The 22887-nt window shown below is 31.7% G+C and carries 21 protein-coding genes; 14 read left to right on the top strand and 7 right to left on the bottom strand.

What is annotated here, in order from left to right:
* Window positions 1–73 precede the first annotated feature (73 nt).
* From ACM55K_RS11520 to ACM55K_RS11490, 7 genes are all read left to right on the top strand, one after another.
* Entirely contained in the window at window positions 74–736 is a 663-nt protein-coding gene (locus ACM55K_RS11520) for an ABC transporter ATP-binding protein (RefSeq protein ID WP_416850377.1), read from the top strand.
* A 136-nt stretch (window positions 737–872) separates the two neighbouring features.
* A complete protein-coding gene (locus tag ACM55K_RS11515) occupies window positions 873–1637 on the top strand; it encodes a TIGR02757 family protein (protein WP_416850376.1) in 765 nt (254 codons plus the stop codon).
* A gap of 337 nt (window positions 1638–1974) precedes the next feature.
* Window positions 1975–3027: a HEAT repeat domain-containing protein gene (locus ACM55K_RS11510; RefSeq protein WP_416850375.1), complete on the top strand. Its 1053-nt coding sequence runs from the start codon at window positions 1975–1977 to the stop codon at window positions 3025–3027.
* The gene (locus ACM55K_RS11505) at window positions 3024–4448 is read left to right on the top strand and encodes a glycosyltransferase family 2 protein (protein WP_416850373.1); all 1425 of its coding nucleotides are present in this window, start codon (window positions 3024–3026) and stop codon (window positions 4446–4448) included. The genes ACM55K_RS11510 and ACM55K_RS11505 overlap by 4 nt, the downstream gene beginning before the upstream one ends.
* Before the next feature lie 8 nt (window positions 4449–4456).
* Window positions 4457–5728, top strand: a complete 1272-nt coding sequence (locus ACM55K_RS11500; protein WP_416850372.1) for a YaiO family outer membrane beta-barrel protein — start codon at window positions 4457–4459, stop codon at window positions 5726–5728.
* Window positions 5729–6356: 628 nt separating this feature from the next.
* Window positions 6357–6773 (top strand): response regulator transcription factor, encoded by a 417-nt coding sequence (locus tag ACM55K_RS11495; protein ID WP_416850370.1) that lies wholly within the window; start codon window positions 6357–6359, stop codon window positions 6771–6773.
* Window positions 6774–6954: 181 nt separating this feature from the next.
* On the top strand, window positions 6955–8307 hold the full coding sequence (locus tag ACM55K_RS11490; protein WP_416850369.1) for a DEAD/DEAH box helicase: 1353 nt from the start codon (window positions 6955–6957) through the stop codon (window positions 8305–8307).
* A gap of 56 nt (window positions 8308–8363) precedes the next feature.
* Here the strand turns inward: ACM55K_RS11490 and ACM55K_RS11485 are convergent, their stop codons facing one another.
* Entirely contained in the window at window positions 8364–9476 is a 1113-nt protein-coding gene (locus tag ACM55K_RS11485) for a lactonase family protein (protein ID WP_416850368.1), read from the bottom strand.
* A 181-nt stretch (window positions 9477–9657) separates the two neighbouring features.
* Here ACM55K_RS11485 and ACM55K_RS11480 point away from each other — a divergent pair, with 181 nt between their 5' ends.
* From ACM55K_RS11480 to ACM55K_RS11465, 4 genes are all read left to right on the top strand, one after another.
* Window positions 9658–11586 (top strand): BatA domain-containing protein, encoded by a 1929-nt coding sequence (locus ACM55K_RS11480; RefSeq protein ID WP_416850367.1) that lies wholly within the window; start codon window positions 9658–9660, stop codon window positions 11584–11586.
* Window positions 11587–11705: 119 nt separating this feature from the next.
* A complete protein-coding gene (locus tag ACM55K_RS11475) occupies window positions 11706–12959 on the top strand; it encodes a dihydroorotase (protein ID WP_416850366.1) in 1254 nt (417 codons plus the stop codon).
* Between the two features lie 43 nt (window positions 12960–13002).
* Window positions 13003–13329 (top strand): hypothetical protein, encoded by a 327-nt coding sequence (locus ACM55K_RS11470; RefSeq protein WP_416850365.1) that lies wholly within the window; start codon window positions 13003–13005, stop codon window positions 13327–13329.
* Between the two features lie 3 nt (window positions 13330–13332).
* Window positions 13333–13980: an alpha/beta hydrolase gene (locus ACM55K_RS11465; protein WP_416850363.1), complete on the top strand. Its 648-nt coding sequence runs from the start codon at window positions 13333–13335 to the stop codon at window positions 13978–13980.
* Between the two features lie 52 nt (window positions 13981–14032).
* On the opposite strand, the gene ACM55K_RS11460 is transcribed toward ACM55K_RS11465, so the two are convergent.
* Together ACM55K_RS11460 and ACM55K_RS11455 are read right to left on the bottom strand one after the other, a co-directional pair.
* Window positions 14033–14533, bottom strand: coding sequence for a hypothetical protein (locus ACM55K_RS11460; protein WP_416850362.1), 501 nt, complete (start codon window positions 14531–14533; stop codon window positions 14033–14035).
* A gap of 11 nt (window positions 14534–14544) precedes the next feature.
* A complete protein-coding gene (locus ACM55K_RS11455; protein WP_416850361.1) occupies window positions 14545–15309 on the bottom strand; it encodes an MBL fold metallo-hydrolase in 765 nt (254 codons plus the stop codon).
* Between the two features lie 95 nt (window positions 15310–15404).
* Here ACM55K_RS11455 and ACM55K_RS11450 point away from each other — a divergent pair, with 95 nt between their 5' ends.
* Complete coding sequence (locus ACM55K_RS11450) at window positions 15405–16865, top strand: TonB-dependent receptor (protein ID WP_416850360.1); 1461 nt, start codon at window positions 15405–15407, stop codon at window positions 16863–16865.
* Window positions 16866–16956: 91 nt separating this feature from the next.
* On the opposite strand, the gene bcp is transcribed toward ACM55K_RS11450, so the two are convergent.
* Window positions 16957–17409 (bottom strand): thioredoxin-dependent thiol peroxidase, encoded by a 453-nt coding sequence (gene bcp, locus ACM55K_RS11445; RefSeq protein WP_416850359.1) that lies wholly within the window; start codon window positions 17407–17409, stop codon window positions 16957–16959.
* 93 nt (window positions 17410–17502) lie between these two features.
* On the opposite strand from bcp, the gene ACM55K_RS11440 reads away from it, so the two are divergent.
* Window positions 17503–18168: an endonuclease III domain-containing protein gene (locus ACM55K_RS11440; RefSeq protein WP_416850358.1), complete on the top strand. Its 666-nt coding sequence runs from the start codon at window positions 17503–17505 to the stop codon at window positions 18166–18168.
* Between the two features lie 111 nt (window positions 18169–18279).
* On the opposite strand, the gene ACM55K_RS11435 is transcribed toward ACM55K_RS11440, so the two are convergent.
* Together ACM55K_RS11435 and ACM55K_RS11430 are read right to left on the bottom strand one after the other, a co-directional pair.
* On the bottom strand, window positions 18280–18423 hold the full coding sequence (locus ACM55K_RS11435; protein WP_416850357.1) for a hypothetical protein: 144 nt from the start codon (window positions 18421–18423) through the stop codon (window positions 18280–18282).
* Between the two features lie 51 nt (window positions 18424–18474).
* Window positions 18475–19059: an RNA polymerase sigma factor gene (locus ACM55K_RS11430; protein ID WP_416843791.1), complete on the bottom strand. Its 585-nt coding sequence runs from the start codon at window positions 19057–19059 to the stop codon at window positions 18475–18477.
* A 430-nt stretch (window positions 19060–19489) separates the two neighbouring features.
* Between ACM55K_RS11430 and uvrA the strand changes: the two genes are divergently transcribed.
* On the top strand, window positions 19490–22288 hold the full coding sequence (gene uvrA, locus ACM55K_RS11425) for an excinuclease ABC subunit UvrA (protein ID WP_416850356.1): 2799 nt from the start codon (window positions 19490–19492) through the stop codon (window positions 22286–22288).
* Window positions 22289–22293: 5 nt separating this feature from the next.
* Here the strand turns inward: uvrA and ACM55K_RS11420 are convergent, their stop codons facing one another.
* Window positions 22294–22593 carry a hypothetical protein gene (locus ACM55K_RS11420; protein WP_416850355.1) on the bottom strand — a complete coding sequence of 100 codons (300 nt, stop codon included), beginning with the start codon at window positions 22591–22593 and terminating at the stop codon, window positions 22294–22296.
* Between the last annotated feature and the right edge of the window lie 294 nt (window positions 22594–22887).

Genomic DNA, 22887 nt, shown 5'->3' with positions numbered 1-22887 from the left:
GTGAAGGGAAAATATAGTGTGAACCATTTAATAATCATTAAAATCTTTGTTTCTTTGTGAAAATAGTTTCAAAATGATACAAGTCAAAAATCTACATAAATATTACGATCAACTACATGTGTTGAAAGGAGTTGATTTACATATTCAAAAAGGAGAGATTGTCTCGATCGTGGGTGCTTCAGGTGCGGGGAAAACAACACTTTTGCAAATTCTTGGAACTTTAGACAAACCTACAGTTGAAAACGGAATCGAATTACGTATTAATGACGAAGATATTCTGACTATGAACGATAAAAACTTGTCCAAATTCAGAAATTTAAATTTAGGTTTTATATTCCAATTTCATCAATTATTACCTGAATTTACCGCGTTGGAAAATGTTTGCATTCCCGCTTTTATTGCCAATAAATCCAAAGTGGAAACAGAAATAGAAGCCGAAAAACTCCTAACCTACCTGGGTCTTTCCCATCGTATGAATCACAAACCTAATGAACTTTCCGGTGGGGAACAGCAACGTGTAGCTGTTGCAAGAGCTTTAATCAACAAACCCGCAATCATTTTTGCCGATGAGCCTTCGGGAAATCTCGATACTGCATCTGCTGAAAACCTGCACCAATTATTTTTTAAATTGCGTGATGAATTGGGACAAACCTTTGTGATTGTGACCCATAATGAAGAATTAGCCAATATGGCCGATAGAAAATTAGTAATGGTAGATGGACAAATTAGTAATTAGGAGCTATTTCCAGCTGTACGTTGCAATCTTTTACTTTTTAAAGAAAAAAGTAAAAGGATTTCCACTACCATCTGGGCTACCCTTATTTGTTATAATCAGTAATTAATTTTAAATCCGTCTCATCCGCGTTTAAATTATGAATCATTCCGAATTAAAATCCTTCCTAGACGAAAAAGTCATACAATACAATACACTCGAATTCATAGAAAGTGATCCGGTCCAAATTCCGCATTTGTTTTCACAAAAAGAAGATATTGAAATCGCTGGTTTCCTAAGTGCTACAATTGCTTGGGGAAATCGCAAAATGATTATCAAAAATTCCCATAAACTGATAGATTTAATGGGAAATGCACCTTATGATTTTGTTATGTCACATACCGAAAATGATTTGGAACGATTAGAATCTTTTGTTCATCGTACTTTTAACGGAAAAGATTTTGCCAGTTTTATCAGAAGCTTACAGCATATTTATAAAACCCATGACAGTTTAGAAACTATTTTTAGTAAACATCAAGAAACCTATTCGATGCAAAAAAGCATCCACGAATTCAAGAAAATATTCTTCGAAATTCCACATCAGTATAGAACCCAAAAACACATTTCAGACCCTCTGAATAATTCGGCAGCAAAACGAATCAACATGTTTCTCCGATGGATGGTGCGACAAGACAACAAAGGCGTAGATTTAGGAATCTGGAAAAGTATTTCCCCTGCTTCTTTATCCTGTCCCTTGGATGTGCATTCCGGGAATGTAGCCCGAAAATTAGGATTGCTTACCCGAAAACAAAACGATGGAAAAGCATTAGCCGAATTGGATTTAAAACTCCGTGAATTTGATCCAAGTGACCCCGTAAAATATGATTTTGCATTATTTGGATTAGGGGTTTTTGAGGGGTTTTAACTAGTTGCAGCTCCTTATTATCAAACATTTAAGTCATTTTATATTTATTCCTTTTAAAAAAATAAAAAATAGCTTTTTATTTAGCAATGAATGAATATCTTTATCAAAAACCAATTCAATTATTTGATAAAAAATACCTTACTTATTCAGATTAGATTAGTATCAATCATGTCAGACTAAATTTGGTGGTTTTTTAAACTAAATCGCTAAAATGAATATAAAACACATAAAACCAGACTTGATTATTCCGTTATCTCTATTTTTTATTTTTAGTGATTCTTAAAAAATACAATTTGATTAGTTGTACAAAATCCTAAATTCTAACTCTTTCTACGAAATGGAACATTATTTTATTAGTATCATTTTATCTGTTTTGATACTTTTTTTTCTGACATTAATTTCGATACTCATCCTAAACAGATTTTTGTATCATTTAGCTGTTCCTAAAATAAACATAGTCAAAACTAAAGCTGATGATTTCTTAACTTCTTTGGTATTTTCCTCCTATGACGAAGCTGAACTAGCAACAAAAATTAACGATTTTAAAAAAGAAATTCCTTTTAAAAAAAAATGGTGTAAAAAAATCATATTGAATAGAATTATTTTTTTAAAACGTAACTTAAAAGGTGACATCACAAATACTTCGCATTTTATTTATGAGCAATTTGATTTATTCAACCACACACGTTCGCTTTTAAAAAGTAAAAAAAAATATTTGATTTGCCTTGGCATGTATCATTTAGAAGCGTTAGAATACAATAAAGGAAAAAATTATGTAATCCCTTTTTTAAATCATAAAAACAGAACCCTAAATTCAAGTGCTTATTTAACATTGATTTCATTGGAACCTGACAATTTAAATCTTTTATTAGATTACCCTAAATCAATTTTTTTAGCCGGAGAAATAAATGTGATGAATATAGTTCATCAAAAAAAGCTACCAATTCCTATAAAATTAAAAGATTGGATTCAATCAAAAAATCCTTCAATTGTAAAATTAGGAATAAAATTAATGGCATATTATAATTATACAAACGAAACTCAAGCCATTGTAAATCATCTGAAATCCGTAGATGAAAAAATAAGACACGAAGTTATAGTTGCTGTGAGACAGTTATTTATACTTGATACCGAAAAAATTCTGATTGAACAATTTGACAAAGAAGACAAAAAAAATAAAATCGAAATTTTAAATACATTAGCTTCAATAGGCAGCGAGGAATCAGAACAATTCATCGCCGGTCTTTTAACAAAGTCCATTGATTCTGACATCAAACTGAAAGCTGTTTATAGTCTTTCAAAAATGAATTCGGCTTACTTTGAAAATAAATTTATTGAAAATCCAGAGATAATAAAAATGATAAAACATGTTAAAATCCCTTCGATATGATATTAAAAGAGCTATTAAAAGATTATGAACTATTTGTCGCTGTTTTTTCAATAACATATATTATTTTTTATATCCTATTGGCTATACTATCTTATTTTGCCATAAAAAAACATATTAACGCAAAATACTTTATTCACGATGATGTTCTTCTAAAATCGAATTATATCCCTGGAGTTTCGGTAGTAGCTCCCGCATTTAATGAAGGCGCAAATGTGGTTTTTAACGTAAAATCCTTAATGTCTTTAAACTACCCTAAATATGAAGTGGTATTGGTTAACGATGGTAGTACTGATGATACTTTAGAAAAACTTATTAAGGAATTTGAATTAATTAAAATAGATTTTTATTATCAGGAAAAAATTCCAACCAAAACTGTAAGAGGACATTATAAATCAACTAATCCAATATATTCAAAACTTTTGGTTGTTGATAAAGAAAATGGAAAAAGTAAAGCAGACGCATCAAATGCCGGAATAAATTCAACTAAATACCCTTTATTCCTATGTACAGATGTTGATTGTATATTAAAAAATGATACTATAATAAAATTAGCAAAGCCTTTTATAGAAAGTGAAAGAAGAGTCATTGCAACAGGAGCGGGTATCCGAATTTCAAATTCATGTGAGGTAAAAGAGGGTTTTCTCGTTAAAATTCATTTCCCAAAAGGCTGGTATCCCAGATTTCAAGAACTTGAATATGTGCGAGCCTTTCTTTTTGGAAGAATGGCATGGAGTCAATTAAATAGTTTATTGCTGGTTTCGGGCGGTTTAGGGATGTTTGATAAGGAAATAGCCGTTGAAGCTGGTGGCTATTGGCATAAATCTTTAGGTGAGGATATGGAGCTTATCACGCGAATGAGAAAATATATGTATGAGAAAAAACTTGATTTTGCAGTAAAATATATCCCAGAATCTTTGTGTTGGACGGAAGTACCCGCAACCAGAGAAATATTGATACGACAACGTGTACGATGGGCAAGAGGCCTAATTCAGACACTTAATCTACATAAGGATGTTTTTTTCAATCCAAAATACGGAAGAACTGCTTTTCTTATTTTTCCTTATTTTTTTACTTTTGAATTTTTGGTTCCCATTTTAGAGCTAATTGGAGTTATCGTTTTAATACTATCCTTTATATTTCTGAATGTTAATTATGAAGCATTCTTATACCTAACTTTGGCAGTTTATTTTTTTTATCTGAATATCACGATAATATCTATTTTATTGGATGATCTTTTATACAAGCATTATACTAGTATGAAAGAAATATTTATCCTCATTTTAACTGCAATTATAGAACCTATATTCTATCACCCAGTAAACGTGTATGCTTCATTAAAAGGATATTATCATTTTTTTAGACAAAAAGAACAAGCATGGGGAAACATGCAAAGGCAAGGTTTTAATATTGAAAAAAAATAATTAAAAGTATGATCCAAAAAAATATCATTAGAACACTACTAATTGTATTCCTATATTCAGTAACACTCTCAAACTATACTCTTTTTGCACAAAAAATTGATACTGACAGCCTATTGACAGAAGCCCTTCATGATGCGTATAAAACTAGAAACTACAAATTAGCTTTAAAGAAATCACAATTAGGAATTAAACTGGCGCCAGATTATTTAGATTTCTATTTGCTATCAGGAAGGATTTATCAATTAACCCAAAAAAGCGATAGTGCCCGATTTTATTATAATTATGTAATTGAAAGAAACCCAAAATACGAAGAGGCTTTTTCTTATCTAATCAATATGGATCTAGAAGAAAAAAAATACAGGGAGGCCGAAATTTTGATTGACAAAGCAATCGAAACACATCCTGAAAACAAGACTTTTCGTTACAATAAAATGACGGTTTACCAATCACAAAATGACGACAAAAAAAAATCTGATTATCTAAAAATTTTACAATTACAATATCCTGATGATTCCGAATTAAAACAACGTATTTTTAACTTAGACACTAAAAATAATTCGGAAAGAATTGGAATCAATTATAGCTATACAACATTTAACAGGAAAAGCTATGGCCCATGGCATTTAGGTAGCTTGCAATATATTAGACAGCGCAATTGGGGTTCTTTGATTGGTAGAGTTAATTATTCAAATAGATATGCTTCAGGAGAAAGTCTTATTGATGGCGTTCAATATGAGGCGGAATCCTATCTTTTTACTGGAAAAAATAATTATTCCTATGTCGGAATGGCTTACAGTGAAAATCCGGTTTTTCCAAAATTAAAACTCGGCTATTCTTTTTTTCAAAACTTTAAAAAAGGATGGGAAGCTGATATGGGCATTCGATATGTAAAAACTCAAGATACTGAATTTACGACTGCAGTTATAGGAATTGGAAAATATGTTGGTTCGTATTGGATTAATCTTAAATCCTACATACAAAGTGACAAAAACAATCTTTATCCAGCCTTCGCGATAAACACCAGGTATTATTTCAACACACGATTTGATTATGCATCTTTTAGCGCTGGTTATGGATCTTCTCCAGATGAAAGATCAACTTTAGGCCAATATGAAGAAAGGATTTCTCTAAATTCTTATCGCATTGGCGGGGGGTATTTTAAATTATTTAATGATCATTATATAACCGGTATTCAATTAACACTAAATAATCAAGAATATGCTCCAGATTTAAAACAAACCGAATTGGAACTCGCCTTAATGTTCCAATATAAATTCTAGAATATATCTTAAAAGTACTTTAGTTTATTAGAGTTTTTATCTATACAATTCAACTTAAAAGCTACTGAATCTGACATTCTGATATCTAAAAAAGCAGTATTAGAAATCCAAATTATTAGGTCTCCGAAAATACAAAAACAAGCTTCTGTCATTTTAGAACCTGAGCTTACGTTTTTTTTTGTTATTTTAAATTAAAAAAGATACTCCGGTAAATAGCAAATTTAATCATAAATCGGTCTGAAAAAAATAACAAATCTTCCCATTTACTCCTATCAACTGATTTGATTTAGTACGCAAAAAACTATTCTTACAATTCCAAGCATTCTATTCCCTTATAGATAAATATTTTTTTATAAGAAAAATAATTCTTTTATTGAAAATAAAATGTATTTCATCGATTAAACATGTATTTAATCGATGAAATACATTTTATTTACTTACGTTTGATAGAGAAATATTTTTATTCTAATTCAAACAATTAAATTTTAAGTAAAATAATTGCAGAAGGTTAAAATAGCCTTTACAGCTTTCGAAATGAAAAATAAAGCAGCTAATTAAAAACAGTACCAACTTTAAAAAAAAATACAAAACAAATAATAGTTATCTCAAATATAAAAATACCACACCAATGATGAATAACATAAAAAAAATATTAGTAATTGAAGACGATATTTTAATGGTAAAAATTCTGGAATTCATTCTGAGAAAAGAAGGATATGAATTGACAATTGCCAAAGACGGTATCGAAGGTATCGAAAAATTAAATTCAGTGAATCCTGATATGGTGATTACAGATATTATACTCCCTTTTAAATCTGGATTAGAAGTAATTAGTTGTATAAAAGAAAATTTTATACATATACCTGTAATTGTGGTATCCTCAATGGGCGAAGAAGAAGGAACAGTATTGGAAGCGTTCAACCTTGGCGCTGATGATTTTGTATCTAAACCATTCAATCCAAATGAGTTAAAAATTAGAGTAAAACGAATATTTGACAGAAAACAAATGTTTGAACATACCATAAAAACTGCCATCAGTGCATAGTATATTTGGTTTGAGAAGGCCGGTTGAAGTTATAAATAAAAACAGTAAATTTTCTCATTGAAAGAATTAAAAAAACTGACAAAAGTTGGATTTATAAATTAAATCCCCAAATACAAGTGACTTCTCTTACGAATTATATCGTTACTTTCAAAAAGACTATATTTGCACAAAATTTAAGCAAATGAGTACTTTCGAACAATTCAATCTCCCTAAATCTGTACAAAAAGCAATAGACGATTTAGGATTTACAACACCTACTCCTATTCAGGAAAAAACTTTTTCTGTAATAATGTCAGGAAGAGATATGATGGGAATTGCACAAACCGGTACCGGTAAAACATTTGCCTACTTATTACCTTTATTGAAACTATATAAATTTACTCCAGGACATACCCCTAAAATAGTAATTCTAGTTCCTACGCGTGAGCTTGTAGTGCAAGTCGTGGAAGAAGTAGAAAAATTGACAAAATACATGTCAGTTCGTACCGTTGGTATTTTTGGAGGTGTCAACATTAATACTCAAAAAACAACCGTTTATAAAGGTTGTGACATCCTAGTGGGAACTCCAGGAAGAATCATGGATTTAACGCTAGATAATGTGATTCGTTTTGAAGAAATGCAAAAACTGGTAATCGATGAGTTTGATGAAATGCTTAATTTAGGTTTCCGTACCCAATTGACATCTATTTTGGCCATGATGCCTAAAAAACGTCAAAACATCCTATTTTCGGCAACTATGACCGATGAAGTAGATGCTATTTTGAATGATTATTTTGATTATCCAGAAGAAGTTACGCTTTCGGCATCAGGAACTCCACTGGAAAACATCAAACAAATTAGCTATAAAGTTCCAAATTTCAATACCAAAATAAACCTTCTAAAACACTTATTGCAAAACAACGAAGACATGAGTCGTGTTCTGGTATTTGTCAATAATAAGAAGATTTCAGATATGGTTCACGAACGTATCGAAGAGGATTTTGAAGGTCAGTTTGGTGTAATTCACTCGAATAAATCTCAAAATTATCGTTTAAGTACAATGGCTTCCTTTCAAGAAGGAAATTTACGTGGTTTGATTACCACCGATATTATGGCAAGAGGTTTGGATATTTCTAATATTACCCATGTCATCAACTTTGAAATGCCTGAAATGCCTGAATTGTATATGCACAGAATTGGTAGAACTGGTCGTGCCGATGCTACAGGAACAGCAATCAGTCTTATCGCGCCTCGTGAAGAAGAATCCAAAGTGGAAATAGAAGTGCTGATGAATATGGAGTTAGTAACGGAACCTTTCCCTGAAACAGTAGAAGTTTCATCGAAATTAATCGAACCTGAAAAAGACAGACAGCCGATTAAGTTTATGATGAAAAAACAAAAACTTGAAGGTGATGGTGCTTTTCAAGAGAAAAGTAAAAAGAATAAGAAAGTCAATTTAGGAGGACCAGGTGTAACCAAGAAAAAAACACACGGCTCTGTGAATAGAAATATGCTAAAAACCAGAGATAAAAAGAGAAAAGACAAGAATAAATAAAAATTTAAAAGGCTAAAATGAGACTCGTTTTTAGCCTTTTTTTTGCATTTTTAAGTTTAGTTCTTTGTAAAAACCAAACAAACCGGAGAACACAAAGCTATTCTTTTTCCAGTATTAGTAAGCGCTCCCGTAGTTATGTTTCTTTTAAAAACAACTACATCATTCGAATATTGATGCGCTACCAAAAGAAATTTTCCAGTTGGATCAATCACAAAATTCCTAGGTCCTTTTCCCAAAGTACTCGTTTGTCCTTTCGATAGTAATTTTCCGTTTTTTAGAATTTTAAAAATTGAAATAGTATTTGCTTCACCTCTATTTGTTGCATATAAAAATTTTCCGTCTTGCGAAATATGAATGTCCGCAGAACTGAAAGTTCCTTTAAAATCTTTTGATAAAATGGTAGTTTCGTCTATTTTTTTTAATATTCCGTTCGAATAACTGAAAACCGTTAGCGCTCCGTCTAATTCTTGCAATAAATAAACAAATTTTCCGTCATTACTAAACGTTAAATGTCTTGGTCCACTCCCTGATTTAACTGAAATACTATCTTTAATTTTCAAAATTTCAGTTGTAGCATTCGGATTGTATTGGTAAGAATACACTTTATCATTCCCCAAATCATTAGACAAAATAAACTTTTTATCTGGAGAAAAATGAACCATGTGTACATGAGGACTTTCCTGTCTTTTCGCATTAACTCCTTTTCCGTAGTGTTGTATTACCTGTTTTGCTTCAGAAATACTTCCATCGCTATTTTTACCAAAAACTGAAATATTTCCACCCGAATAATTGGCAACAATTACATTTTTATCATCATTAATAATATAACAAGGATCAGCTCCTTTGGAACTTTGTTTGTTGATTAAATTTAATTTTCCACTTGAAGGATTATAACCAAAAGAGCTTACCGTACTTTCAGCTCCATTTTCATTTACTGAATAAACATAATTATTATTTTTGGAAACGGTCAAATAACTTGGGTTTACAACATTATCAGTAGTATTTTTAAGATTAAAACCTCCAGTATTTGAATCAAAATCATAGGTGTAAATTCCTTTACTTTCACAGCTGTTGGTATAAGTTCCAATTAGCAAATTGAATTTGTTTTTTTGTGCTTGCACGCTTGTTAAAATGAAAATTAAAAGAAGAACAACATACGAATTTTTCATGTTTTTAAATTTTATTGAAAAGCTAAAATACATAAATATTTTATAATCAATACCAATTGTTTATTCCTTTGAAAAATTATACCAACTACAAACAAAACTGTCAACTAATTTGTATTTTTGAATACTAAATTCAATGAACTCCATTGAAAATATAATCCAGTGAAGTAAACTTGAAATAAAAATGCACTTTAAACATCCCGAAATTTTATACTTTCTATTCTTATTGATTGTACCAATTTTGGTTCATTTATTTCAATTGCGCCGTTTCAAAAAAGAATATTTCACTAATGTTCGTTTCTTAAAAGCACTTTCGATACAAACCAGAAAAAGCTCCAAAATCAAAAAATGGTTGCTCCTCGCCTGTCGTTTATTATTGCTTACTTGTATTATTATAGCATTTTCACAACCTTTTTTCGATTCAAAAGACAGTAAAAACGCCACTAATGAATTGTATATTATTTTGGATAATTCCTTTAGTATGCAAGCCAAAGGCAAAAAAGGAGAATTGTTAAAGAGAGCCGTCCAGGAATTATTGGAAGAAATACCGGAAAATGTAAATTTTTCTTTGCTTACTAATTCTGACAATTATTGGAACACGGATATAAAGTCGGTTCGCAGTTCTTTACAGAATCTAAAATACAGCGCTGTTCCTTTTCAGTTGGACAATATAATGGCAAAAATAAAAGCGCAAAAATCAGCTTTTAAAAAAGACATTGTTATCATTACGGATGCCGTAGGACTTGATGAAAGACAATTAAAAAACACTCATGCAACTGATTCTCCCCAATTCATAATCCCGAAAGCTGAACAAAAAAACAACGTTTCCATTGACAGCGTTTTCATCAATAAAACGCTCGATAATTTTTATGAAATCAGTGTCCAATTATCCGGTTATGGCGAAGATTTTAATCCAATTCCTATTTCTTTATATAATGACAACAAACTTATTGCGAAGACGATAGTAGCTTTAGACCCAAAGAAAAAAACACTGAATTTTACGATTCCAAAACAAGCCTTTCATGGTTATGTTTCCATAGTTGATAATGGTTTGAGTTATGACAACACTTTATATTTCAGCATTTCAAAAACGAAGAAAACAAATATCATCAGCATTGGCGAACCAGAAAAAAGCAACTTTCTTTCCCGAATTTATACAACTGAAGAATTCAATTTCAATAACTATACTTTAGTTTCACTCGATTATAACAAACTGGAAGAGCAAAATACGATTGTTTTAAATGAATTAGATGAAATTCCACAAGCGCTTCAAACCACTTTAAAATCTTTTGTGGAAAAAGGCGGAAATTTAATTGTGATTCCTTCGGCTGTGGCTTCGGTAGCAAATATGAATTCATTTTTGATGAATTTTGGAAACCTAAAATTCAACGCTTTGGAAAACAAAGAACTGCTGATTACTAAAATCAATTTTAATCATCCCATCTTCAATACAGTTTTCGAAAATAAAGTCACTAATTTTCAATATCCAAAGACAAAAAGTTCATTTGGCTTATCCAGTACAAGTCCAGCTGCTTTATCCTATGAAGACCAAAGTATTTTCCTGACTTCATCAGCCAATTCTGTTGCTGCTGTTTTCATTTTCTCAGCACCAATCAATACTGCGAATTCAAACTTCCAACAATCACCATTGATTGTGCCAACTTTTTATAAAATGGCTATGAACAATCAAAATAATGCCATAAGTGCTTTGATAATAGGAAATAATAATCCGCATCTGACAGCTGTTTCTTTAAACAAAGACGCTATTTTAACGGTTAAAGGATTGGACGAACAATTTATTCCTATTCAACAAATTCTGAATAATAAAGTACAACTGATCTTCAATGATTATCCGGAACAAGCGGGGAATTACAGTATTTACAATAAAAAAGAGTGGCTAGAAAACATCAGTTTTAATTATAATAGAACCGAAAGTAATTTGGCTACAGCCAATGAAAATCTCCTTTCTAATTATAAAATAACGGAATCCATAACATCGTTTTTTGACACTTTACAAACTGACAGAACCGATAATCAAATTTGGAAATGGTTTCTTATCTTTGCGCTGTTATTTCTAATAACTGAAATGGCAATTATAAGATTCGTAAAGTAAAAAACGAAGGTCAAATAATTAAAAAATCAATATGAAATGAGCATGACCGTAATTTGGTCGTAAAAGTTAATGCAACTATGCGAATTCCATATTCCATTAAAAACAAATATTATCTACATATGAAATTAATCATCAGAGAAGCAAAAATTATCGATTCGAAAAGTCCTTTTCATAACAAGACAGTAGATATTTTAATTGTTGATGGTTTTATAAAAAAAATAGGAACTTCTATTCCTAATTTAGAAAAAACAGACGAAGTAAAACTGGATAATTTACATGTTTCCCAAGGCTGGTTTGACAGTAGTGTTTCGCTTGGAGAACCTGGCTTTGAAGACAGAGAAACTATTTCAAACGGACTTGATGTAGCTGCTAAAAGTGGTTTTACCGCAATTGCATTACAACCCAACTCCTTCCCTATTATTGACAATCAATCTCAAGTAAATTTTGTGGTAAACAAAGCGCATGGATTTGCAACACAACTTTCCCCCATAGGCGCTTTGACAAAAGGAAGTGAAGGAAAAGACATGGCGGAATTGTATGATATGAAAAAAGCGGGTGCTATCGCTTTTGGGGATTATAATAAAAGTCTTGATAATTCCAATTTGCTAAAAATAGCTTTACAATACGTACAGGATTTTGATGGATTAGTTATTGCATTTGCTCAAGATTCCAACATAAAAGGAAACGGAGTGGCCAATGAAGGTATTGTTTCTACCCGATTAGGTTTGAAAGGAATTCCAAATCTTGCCGAAGAATTACAAATCGCACGAAATTTATTTCTGTTAGAATACACTGGAGGAAAATTACACATTCCAACTATTTCAACTAAAAAATCAGTTCAATTAATCAAAGAAGCGAAAGTGAATGGATTAAATGTCACCTGTAGTGTAGCAGTCCATAATTTAGTTTTAACCGATGAAAAACTAGAAGAATTCGATACAAGATATAAAGTTTTACCACCATTGAGAACCGAAACCGATAGAAAAGCGTTGTTGAAAGGAATAAAAGACGGAACAATCGATATGATTACTTCCGACCATAATCCGATTGACATTGAACATAAAAAAATGGAATTTGATGGTGCCAAAAATGGGACAATTGGATTGGAAACTGCTTTTGGTGCTTTAATGACGGTGTTGCCATTAGAAATCGTCATAGAGAAATTGACATCTGGAAAATCTAGGTTTGGTATCGAAATACAAACGATTAATGAAGGTTCAAAAGCGAACATTACCCTATTCAATCCGCAACCAAAAAGCATTTTTACGAAATCATCTATTTTATCGAAATCAAAAAATTCCGCTTTTCTGGGAACAGAAATCAAAGGAAAAGTTCACGGAATTCTGAATCAAGGAAAATTAATTTTAGCATAAATAAAAATCTCGCAAAGACCCAAAGTGAGAAAAAATAAAAAACATGAATAACACTACCGAAGCAGGAAAAACTGCTGCCATTACAAGTTATATCTTAGGAATAGGTGTATTTATAGCGATGTCAATGAATTCTGAAGACAAAAATACTTTTGCTTCCTTTCACATCCGTCAAGGATTAGGACTTACTTTAACTTTTATATCCTTGGGACTGATTGTCAATAATTTTGACAGCTTAATGATTTCCGCCCCTATGTGGATTTTTGTATTTGTTTTATGGTCCTATGGTATTACCAGTGCAATAAAAGGCGAAACAAAACCGGTTCCTTTATTAGGAACTTATTTCCAAAAATGGCTTAAAAACATATCATAATCAATGAATTTATCTTTAGAATATAAAATAAGAGAACCTAAAATAAAATTAGACAAAAATCCACTTTTACTTTTATTACATGGTTACGGCAGCAACGAAGAAGACTTATTTTCATTTGCGACCGAACTTCCTGATGAATATTACATCATTTCAGCAAGAGCTCCGTATAACATGCAATATGGCGCTTATGCTTGGTATGCTATCAATTTTGATGCTGATGAAAACAAATTTTCAGATCACGAACAAGCTAAAATTTCAAGAGATTTGATTGCTCAATTTATTGACGAATTAATTCAAACGTATCCAATAGATTCTAAAAACATTACTTTGGTTGGCTTCAGCCAGGGCTCGATTTTAAGTTATGCAATAGCGTTATCGCATCCTGATAAAGTGCAAAGAGTCGTTGCATTGAGTGGTTATGTAAGTGAGCCTATTTTGGAAGAAAATTACTTACGGAACGATCTTACAAAACTTAAAATATTTCATTCTCACGGAACTGCAGATCAGGTAATTCCTGTAGAATGGGCCAGAAAAACAAAACCCTTTTTGGATAAATTGGGCATAAAATCAACCTATAAGGAATATCCAGTAGGGCATGGTGTAGCGCCACAAAATTTTTATGATTTCAAGAATTGGCTTCTTGAAAATTAATTTTTAGTTTTCAGTCGCAATGAATACTTAATATTGCGACTGAAAAAAAGCTTTATTTTTGATACAATAACGATTGATTCACTTCAAAAGTAATGCTGTCGTCATCATTGACAAAGTATTTCAACAGTACTTCTCCCCAAATTTCGCCATCACTAAAATCAGCAATAATCCAACGATGATTTATAATTCTGACTTTATTGATGATGAATTTATTAGCCCCAATTTTATCTTGTCCTACATAAGGATTTCCATTAGGATTTGAATTATAATCCAATAATTTCTCGGTTACAAAGGGAATTAATTTTTCATATTGAATTATCTTTCCTGAGTTTGAAGATTCAAAATAATTTTGGGCATTTTCATTTTTTTCCAAAGAAAAATAGTTGGCATCCACTAATTTATTTTTAACTGAATTCAAACTATCTTTCAACTTTTTGGTTACCTTTTTGTATCTATCTTGTTCAAAAGTTACTTCTTTGCTCAAGAACATATAGGTGTAAACATTAAATAATAAAGCAAGAATAAAAGCATAAAGTAATAATGATTTTTTCATTTTAAGACTGATTAAATTGTAATTTCTAGATTATCATACGCAAGAAAAACGTTCTCAGGAAGTCTTTTTTGCACTTCTTCATGAAAACCAAGAATATGACTGATGTGAGTAATATAGGCTTTTTTAGGTTGAACCAAAGTTATAAAATCTAATGCTTCCTGCAAATTGAAATGCGCAATGTGAGATTCTTCACGCAAAGCGTTTATCACCAATACTTTTAGATTTTTCAACTTATCTATTTCGCTTTCTTCAATTGTTTTCACATCTGTCAAATAGGCAAAATCATCTATTCTATACCCAAAAACCTGAAGACCCGCATGCATTACATCTATAGGAATAGCCGTTTTATCGCCAATAGAAAATGGCTGATTATTGACCACTTCAATTGTTTTTACACATGGTGCTCCCGGATATCTATTTACGGTTTCAAAAACATAATCGAAACGTTTTTTTAAATTGTCAATTACCCTTTGGTGCGCATAAATTGGAATCTCACCTTGTTTAAAATTAAACGGACGAATATCATCTAAACCGGCAGTATGATCTGAATGCTCATGAGTAAATAGGATTCCGTCTACTTTTTGGCAATTCGAAGAAAGCATCTGTTGTCTAAAATCAGGTCCGCAATCGATTACGAATGAATGGTTTTCCCAAGAGATCAAAACCGAAACCCGAAGCCTTTTATCCTTAAAATCAGTGCTTTTGCATACGGGATGATTGCTTCCTATAATAGGAATACCTTGTGATGTACCAGTGCCTAAAAAATATACCTTCAATTCAATTAGATTTTTTTACAAAAATAGGGTTAATTATCTTTCATTAGAAACCTATTTAATTAACTTTGTAACATATTAGCCATATTTAAAATAAAATGGGTACTGAAATAAAATTAAAAGGTGACAAAGTCATCGAGCAAATTCCTTCCGTAAAAGACAAAGCACTTCGTATTAACTTGAATGAAAATATCTACGGAACTTTCGCAGAAATTGGTGCTGGGCAAGAAACTGTAAGACATTTTTTTAGATCAGGTGGTTCTTCCGGTACTATTGCAAAAGCGATGTCAGCATATGACAAAGATTTCAGTGATGCCGTGTATGGTATAGAAGAAGACGGCCGTTACGTTACCGAAAGCCGACTTAAAAAAATGCTCACTTTTGAAGGGCAATTAATCGAAGAACGATTGAGCAGGGAAAAACATCCCAATAAAATGTTTTTTAGCTATGCCAATACAGTAGCTACCATCGATTTTGCCAAACAATTTAAAGGACATGGCTGGGTAGGTATTCGCTATCAAATTGAACCCGATGAGGATTATAATGAAATCATCATTCACATTCGTTTTAAGGAAACAGATGTTCGATTGCAACAGGAAACACTTGGCATCCTCGGTGTAAATTTAATTTACGGCGCTTATTATAAATACAACGATCCTAAACGTCTGTTACGCTATTTATACGATCATTTAGATAAAGATCAGCTAGAAATAGACACAATTAATTTCTCAGGACCCCGTTTTTCAGAGGTGGACAATCGTTTGATGAGTTTACAGCTGGTTAAAAATGGAATGACTGATGCGGTTATGTTTAATCCCGATGGAAAGAACATCCTTCCTGCGGCCATATTATACAAAAAAAACATTCTTGCCTTTAGAGGAAGTTTTCGTCCGGTTACAAAAGTGAACATGGACATGTATGAGAAATCATTAAAAATGTTTCTGAATGAGAATAAAGTAGAAGTAGAAAATACACTTGTTATTTTTGAAATTACCCTTTCGAATTTACGTTCAGATGGGGAAATTGATGAAAGAGATTTTATGGATCGTGCCGAATTACTTTGTTCACTAGGACAAACGGTAATGATTTCTAATTTTCAAGAATATTATAAAGTGGTGGAATATTTTGCCAATTATACCAAAGCTCGAATGGGATTAGCAATGGGTGTAAATAATTTGGTTGATATTTTTGACGAAAAATACTACCGTCATTTGAGTGGTGGAATTCTGGAAGCTTTTGGAAAATTATTTTACCGTGACATGAAAGTCTTTTTGTATCCAATGATGGGAGAAAATGGTGAAATTATCACTTCGGACAATTTGAAAGTACATCCTAGAATGAAAGAATTGTACAAATTCTTCAAATTCAATGGCAAAGTTGTTGATATTGTAGATTATGATCCTAATATTCTGGAAGTATTCTCTCGTGAAGTACTCAACATGATCAGTCAAGGAAAACCAGGTTGGGAAACTATGCTTCCTTCCGGTATTGCTGAAATTATAAAAGAACATCACCTTTTTGGGTATGACCCAAGTAAACTATTGAAAGAAAGCAATTAATAGTTCGTTTACAGGTCAAGAAGAAAGAGCCAAGAAAAAGACATTACAATAGTCTTATTTCTTGGCTCTTTCTTCTTGTTTATTTTTAATATTATTTCAGTATCTGAGCAGCATGTGCTTTAGTTTTTACATCAGAGATCACTTCATCTATAATTCCGTTTTCATCTATCACGAAAGTAGTTCTGTGAATCCCGTCATATTCTTTTCCCATAAACTTCTTCGGCCCCCAAACTCCAAAGGCCTCGATTACTGATTTATCTTCATCAGCCAATAATGGAAAAGGAAAATCATATTTTTCTTTGAATTTAGCCTGAGCTTTCTGTGGATCAGCGCTTACACCCAGAAGCTCATAATTATTGGCTTTGAAACGCTCAAAATTATCTCTTAAATCACAAGCTTCGGCAGTGCATCCAGGTGTATTAGCTTTTGGATAAAAGAAAACGACTAGCTTTTTTCCTTTATAATCAGTTAATTGATGCATTTTTCCGTCTTGATCCAGACCAGAAAAATTGGGTGCTTTATCTCCTTTTTTTAATGTTGTCATTATTTATATTTTTATTTTATTTATTTGAATTGAAATTGAATTTTGCTATTGAGTTTGAAATTGTTTTTCTTTACAAATCAAATTTAATGAATAATGAATAAACAAGAACGTGTAACGTTTGTTATAAATACGTTAAAAGAATTATATCCTACGATTCCTATTCCGCTAGACCATAAAGACCCTTACACTTTATTGGTTGCAGTTTTACTTTCGGCACAATGTACGGATGTTCGCGTGAATCAAATTACGCCTTTGCTTTTTGCGAAAGCGGATAATCCCTATGATATGATAAAAATGTCAGTGGAAGAAATTAAGGAAATCATACGACCTTGTGGCTTATCGCCAATGAAATCGAAAGGTATTCACGGTTTATCTCATATTTTAATTGATAAACATAGCGGAAAAGTGCCTCAGAGTTTTGAATTTTTAGAAGAACTGCCGGCAGTTGGGCATAAAACTGCAAGCGTAGTGATGTCTCAAGCTTTTGGTGTTCCAGCCTTTCCTGTCGACACCCACATACATCGATTAATGTACCGTTGGAATTTGACCAATGGAAAAAATGTTGTTCAAACAGAGAAGGATGCCAAACGTATTTTTCCGGAGGAAATATGGAATGATTTACACTTACAAATCATTTGGTATGGACGGCAATATTCACCCGCACGTGGTTGGGATTTAGATAAAGATATTATCACCAAAACGATTGGAAAAAAATCAGTTTTAGATGAATATTACAATAAAAAGAAATCCTCTAAATAGGAGATTCTACTAATTTTAAAATAAAACTAGTAGAATCCGGTTATTCAAACCCTAAAAATAGAACCTTGAATTTTTTCAATACAATAACATCCAATACTTAAATTGACTTTTCTAATTAGCTATAATTTCGAAACTTTTATCTTCTATTTTTATTATGCTTAACGCTTTTGAATAATTCAATAAAAAAGAAACGATTTCTTTCTCGGGCTTCATGCTCTTAGTAACTTTTGATTTTCTGGAGTAAATTTTTGCCATATTGTAATAAATTTGTTTTTATATTACAACGGAGCAAGTTTCGTTTTATTGTTAATTAGTCAAAACAATTTGATGCTTATCTATAACTTTTCTTAAATTCATTAATGCATAACGCATTCTACCTAAAGCAGTATTGATACTGACTCCAGTTGTTTCAGAAATTTCTTTAAAACTCATATCCTGATACATTCGCATCACCAAAACTTCTTTTTGATCTATTGGAAGTTCTTCGATAAGTTTTTTCAGATCCATTTCGACTTGTTCTGATATTATTTTGTTTTCTATCGTAAGAGAGTCATCGGACATTATTGAAAAAATAGAAAATTCCTCTGTTTCTCTAAACATGGGCATTTTTTTAGTTTTTCGATAATGATCCACAATAAGATTATGCGAGATTCTCATCACCCATGGTAAGAACTTCCCTTCTTCATTATAAGAATTTGATTTTAAGGTTCTTATTACCTTAATAAAGGTATCTTGAAAAATATCATTCGAAATATCTCTATCAGAGATTTTAGAATATATAAACCCATAAATTTTTGATTCGTGTCTTTTGATTAATGATGCTAAGGCATCTTCATTACCTGCAACATAATCCTGAACCAATAATGCGTCTGGAAGTTGTGTACTAGCCATAGTTATACTTTTTAGTTTTTAATTAAAATCGAGAGTTTTCTCTAAAAAGTAGTTTTGTAGTATAGGCTAGTGAATAATTAGGGTTATTGTAATGGTCAAATTTAGCAAATAATTGTTTTAACAAACAAATAAAATTAATAAAAATTAACATCTGAGGAATAAAAATGTTAAAATTTAGGCTAAGATTTTACATTCGGGTGGTATAAATTTACGCAATAATAGTTTAAAAAAATATTATTTTTAAACTATTATGCTTTAAGAATAAAAAAAGCACAACTAAAAAAACAATTTAACAAGAAATTTAATGATAACAAAGAATTGGGAGAACCGTATTTCTGATTTCATTCCATTAACAATCCAAAATTTGTGATTTGTTCAACCTCTTTTCTCCAATGAAAATTGATTACTTTTGTAAAAATTAATTGTTTTTATGCAAGTTGACCTTTCTACATTAGATCCTAAGAAAAATATTATTATCAAAGGCGCACAAGTACATAACTTAAAAAATGTAGATGTTGCGATTCCTCGAAATAAATTAGTTGTTATCACAGGACTTTCCGGATCAGGAAAATCAAGTCTTGCATTTGATACTTTATATGCCGAAGGACAACGCCGCTATGTAGAAAGCTTATCCTCATATGCAAGACAATTTCTTGGACGTTTAGACAAACCAAAAGTGGAATATATAAAAGGAATTGCTCCTGCAATTGCTATTGAACAAAAAGTAAATACTACAAATGCCCGTTCTACGGTAGGAACTTCAACTGAAATTTACGATTATATAAAATTATTATTTGCTCGAGTTGGAAGAACTTATTCTCCTATTTCAGGACGAGAAGTCAAAAAAAACACGGTCACCGATGTGGTTACCGATGTGAAAAATTTTGATATTGAGAGCAAATGGTTACTCCTTGCTCCTGTTCATCTGGAAGAGGGTCGAAAACTGGAAGACAAACTAAAAGTACTTTTACAACAAGGATTTGCAAGAATTCTGGTTAATAATGAAATGGTTCGTTTAGACGAAATCGACCAGCATTCCTTAGACAATAAAGACATAAAGCTCATTATTGATCGAATAGTTGTCAATCCCGAAACTTCTGGAGAAGAAGAATTCTACAACCGACTGGCTGATGCGGTTCAAACTGCTTTTTTTGAAGGAAAGGGAATTTGTTATTTACAAGAATTAAATTCGGATAAAACATTTTCTTATTCTAATAATTTTGAATTGGACGGTATTACTTTCTTGGAACCAAATGTACATTTATTCAGTTTCAACAATCCTTATGGCGCTTGTCCTGTATGTGAAGGTTACGGAAATATAATAGGAATTGATGCCGAATTAGTAGTTCCTAACACCACTTTATCAGTATTCGAAAACGCTATTTTCCCTTGGAGAGGTGAAAGTATGAGTTGGTTTCGAGATCAATTGGTAAACAACGCCTACAAATTTGACTTTCCAATCCACAAACCTTTTTATCAATTATCTGAGGATCAAAAAGAATTGATTTGGAATGGAAACAACTATTTTCAAGGCCTGAATGATTTCTTTAAAGAGTTAGAAGAAAAAAATTACAAGATTCAAAACCGCGTGATGCTTTCTCGTTATCGTGGTAAAACCAAATGTTATTCCTGTAAAGGAAAACGCCTGCGAATAGAAGCTTCTTACGTTAAAATTAATGATAAAACTGTTTCTGATTTAGTTGACTTACCTATTAAGCATTTGGTTACTTTTTTTGAAAGCATTGATTTAGATATTTATGAAAAGCAAATTGCAAAACGATTATTGATAGAAATCAATAATCGTTTATCCTTTTTAACTGAAGTTGGTTTGGATTATCTTACTTTAAATAGAAATTCAGCAACACTTTCCGGAGGTGAATCACAAAGAATCAATTTAGCAACTTCATTGGGAAGCAGCTTAGTGGGTTCCATGTATATACTTGATGAACCCAGCATTGGTTTACACCCAAAAGACACAGAACGATTAATAAAAGTATTGCTGTCGCTTCGTGATTTAGGCAATACTGTTATTGTAGTCGAACACGACGAGGACATCATGAAAGCAGCCGATATGATTATCGATATTGGCCCGGAAGCTGGGACTTTAGGTGGTAATTTAGTCGCCCAAGGAACTTATGATGAAATTCTGAAATCGACTTCACTTACAGCAAAATATTTGAACGGTGATTTAGAAATTTCTGTTCCTAAAAAAAGAAGATCTTTCAAGAATTTTATTGTAATAATAGGAGCTAGAGAAAATAATCTGCAAAATATCGATGTTACTTTTCCTTTGGATGTATTAACCGTTATTACTGGTGTTTCCGGAAGCGGAAAAAGTACATTGGTAAAGAAAATTTTGTTTCCTGCCATGCAAAAAAAGCTGGAAAATGCAGGAGAAAAAGCAGGACAATTTACGGAAATGACAGGTTCATTTTCGCAAATCAAACATATTGAATACGTAGATCAAAACCCAATTGGAAGAAGTTCTCGTTCTAATCCGGTGACTTACATTAAGGCTTATGACGATATTCGTGAATTGTATGCTAAGGAAAAATTATCAAAAATAAGAGGATATCAAGCCAAACATTTTTCTTTTAATGTTGATGGCGGAAGATGCGAAACCTGCAAAGGAGAAGGTTCCATAAATGTAGAAATGGTTTTCATGGCTGATGTGCAATTGCCTTGTGAAACCTGCAATGGAAAGCGATTTAAGAAAGAAGTTTTAGAAGTTGCCTTTGAAGGCAAAAATATAAACGATATTCTTACGATGACTATTGATGATGCAATTGCATTTTTTACCACTCATAAGCAAGCTAAAATCACTCAAAAGATTCAACCGCTGCAAGATGTTGGATTGGGATATGTACAATTGGGACAATCATCTTCCACTCTTTCAGGTGGAGAAGCCCAACGTATAAAACTTGCTTCGTTTTTAGTAAAAGGAGCCACAAAAGACAAAGCACTTTTTGTTTTTGATGAACCTACTACAGGATTACATTTTCATGACATCAAGAAACTATTGGCTTCATTTGATGCTTTGATAGACAAAGGGCATTCGATAATTGTAATCGAACACAACCTTGATCTTATAAAATGTGCTGACTGGATTATTGATCTAGGCCCTGAAGGAGGGGAAAATGGCGGGAAATTATTAGCTGTAGGAACCCCTGAAGAAATAGTGAAAATAAAAAAATCAATCACTGGAAAATACCTAAAGGATAAATTATAAAAAATCTATTCAGAATAGCATTTTTCTTCAAATGTATTTCCATCCTCATCGATGGCAACTAATATCTTTTTTTCTCTGGAAGACACGTACGTCAAATAAATCCAAGCTATGGACCATAATCCTAGCGTAACACAACAAAGTAAAAAATTAAAACCGTGATCAACTGCTTTTGCATCTTTTGATAAGACCGCAAATGGCAGTACATCATTTCTTTCGGTAATAACAAATCCATTACTAATTTTATTAGCTATAATAGTAGAAAATTTCTGTAGGCTTTCTTCGTTTATGTATTGGTTGCTTTGCATAATTATTGGGGTAAATTACTTTAGCTATTTAGTGTTTTTTCAAAAATATTTCTCTAAAAATATCATTTGCAAAAATAAGGACAATACCTTGTTTCCACAATACCCACTTTTAGTGATTTTTTTAATAATTTTTACAATTTGATTTTTATGTTTAAAACTCTAAATAGAGTGCAAATATATTTTTAAAAACGCTTTTGAATATTACATAATACTTGAAAAATATTGTATAATTCACACTATTACGAATCCTTTGTTAGCTAAAAATACAACAAACTGAATAAAAACCTACAGTTG

The sequence above is a fragment of the Flavobacterium arabinosi genome, assembly GCF_048158725.1.
GTDB classification, from domain to species: Bacteria; Bacteroidota; Bacteroidia; order Flavobacteriales; family Flavobacteriaceae; genus Flavobacterium; species Flavobacterium arabinosi.
The sequence above is the reverse complement of the archived record's forward strand: the minus strand, read 5'-3'. Positions and strand labels throughout refer to the sequence as shown.

Excerpts from the sequence above, each read along its gene's own strand:
- ACM55K_RS11470 (WP_416850365.1), top strand. The coding sequence starts at position 13,003 with ATGAATAACACTACCGAAGCAGGAAAAACTGCTGCCATTACAAGTTAT.
- ACM55K_RS11500 (WP_416850372.1), top strand. The coding sequence starts at position 4,457 with ATGATCCAAAAAAATATCATTAGAACACTACTAATTGTATTCCTATAT.
- ACM55K_RS11485 (WP_416850368.1), bottom strand. The coding sequence starts at position 9,476 with ATGAAAAATTCGTATGTTGTTCTTCTTTTAATTTTCATTTTAACAAGC.
- ACM55K_RS11480 (WP_416850367.1), top strand. The coding sequence starts at position 9,658 with ATGCACTTTAAACATCCCGAAATTTTATACTTTCTATTCTTATTGATT.
- bcp (WP_416850359.1), bottom strand. The coding sequence starts at position 17,409 with ATGACAACATTAAAAAAAGGAGATAAAGCACCCAATTTTTCTGGTCTG.
- ACM55K_RS11440 (WP_416850358.1), top strand. The coding sequence starts at position 17,503 with ATGAATAAACAAGAACGTGTAACGTTTGTTATAAATACGTTAAAAGAA.
- ACM55K_RS11430 (WP_416843791.1), bottom strand. The coding sequence starts at position 19,059 with ATGGCTAGTACACAACTTCCAGACGCATTATTGGTTCAGGATTATGTT.
- ACM55K_RS11420 (WP_416850355.1), bottom strand. The coding sequence starts at position 22,593 with ATGCAAAGCAACCAATACATAAACGAAGAAAGCCTACAGAAATTTTCT.
- ACM55K_RS11460 (WP_416850362.1), bottom strand. The coding sequence starts at position 14,533 with ATGAAAAAATCATTATTACTTTATGCTTTTATTCTTGCTTTATTATTT.
- ACM55K_RS11505 (WP_416850373.1), top strand. The coding sequence starts at position 3,024 with ATGATATTAAAAGAGCTATTAAAAGATTATGAACTATTTGTCGCTGTT.
- ACM55K_RS11510 (WP_416850375.1), top strand. The coding sequence starts at position 1,975 with ATGGAACATTATTTTATTAGTATCATTTTATCTGTTTTGATACTTTTT.
- ACM55K_RS11465 (WP_416850363.1), top strand. The coding sequence starts at position 13,333 with ATGAATTTATCTTTAGAATATAAAATAAGAGAACCTAAAATAAAATTA.
- ACM55K_RS11435 (WP_416850357.1), bottom strand. The coding sequence starts at position 18,423 with ATGGCAAAAATTTACTCCAGAAAATCAAAAGTTACTAAGAGCATGAAG.
- ACM55K_RS11495 (WP_416850370.1), top strand. The coding sequence starts at position 6,357 with ATGATGAATAACATAAAAAAAATATTAGTAATTGAAGACGATATTTTA.
- ACM55K_RS11450 (WP_416850360.1), top strand. The coding sequence starts at position 15,405 with ATGGGTACTGAAATAAAATTAAAAGGTGACAAAGTCATCGAGCAAATT.
- ACM55K_RS11515 (WP_416850376.1), top strand. The coding sequence starts at position 873 with ATGAATCATTCCGAATTAAAATCCTTCCTAGACGAAAAAGTCATACAA.
- ACM55K_RS11520 (WP_416850377.1), top strand. The coding sequence starts at position 74 with ATGATACAAGTCAAAAATCTACATAAATATTACGATCAACTACATGTG.
- uvrA (WP_416850356.1), top strand. The coding sequence starts at position 19,490 with ATGCAAGTTGACCTTTCTACATTAGATCCTAAGAAAAATATTATTATC.
- ACM55K_RS11490 (WP_416850369.1), top strand. The coding sequence starts at position 6,955 with ATGAGTACTTTCGAACAATTCAATCTCCCTAAATCTGTACAAAAAGCA.
- ACM55K_RS11475 (WP_416850366.1), top strand. The coding sequence starts at position 11,706 with ATGAAATTAATCATCAGAGAAGCAAAAATTATCGATTCGAAAAGTCCT.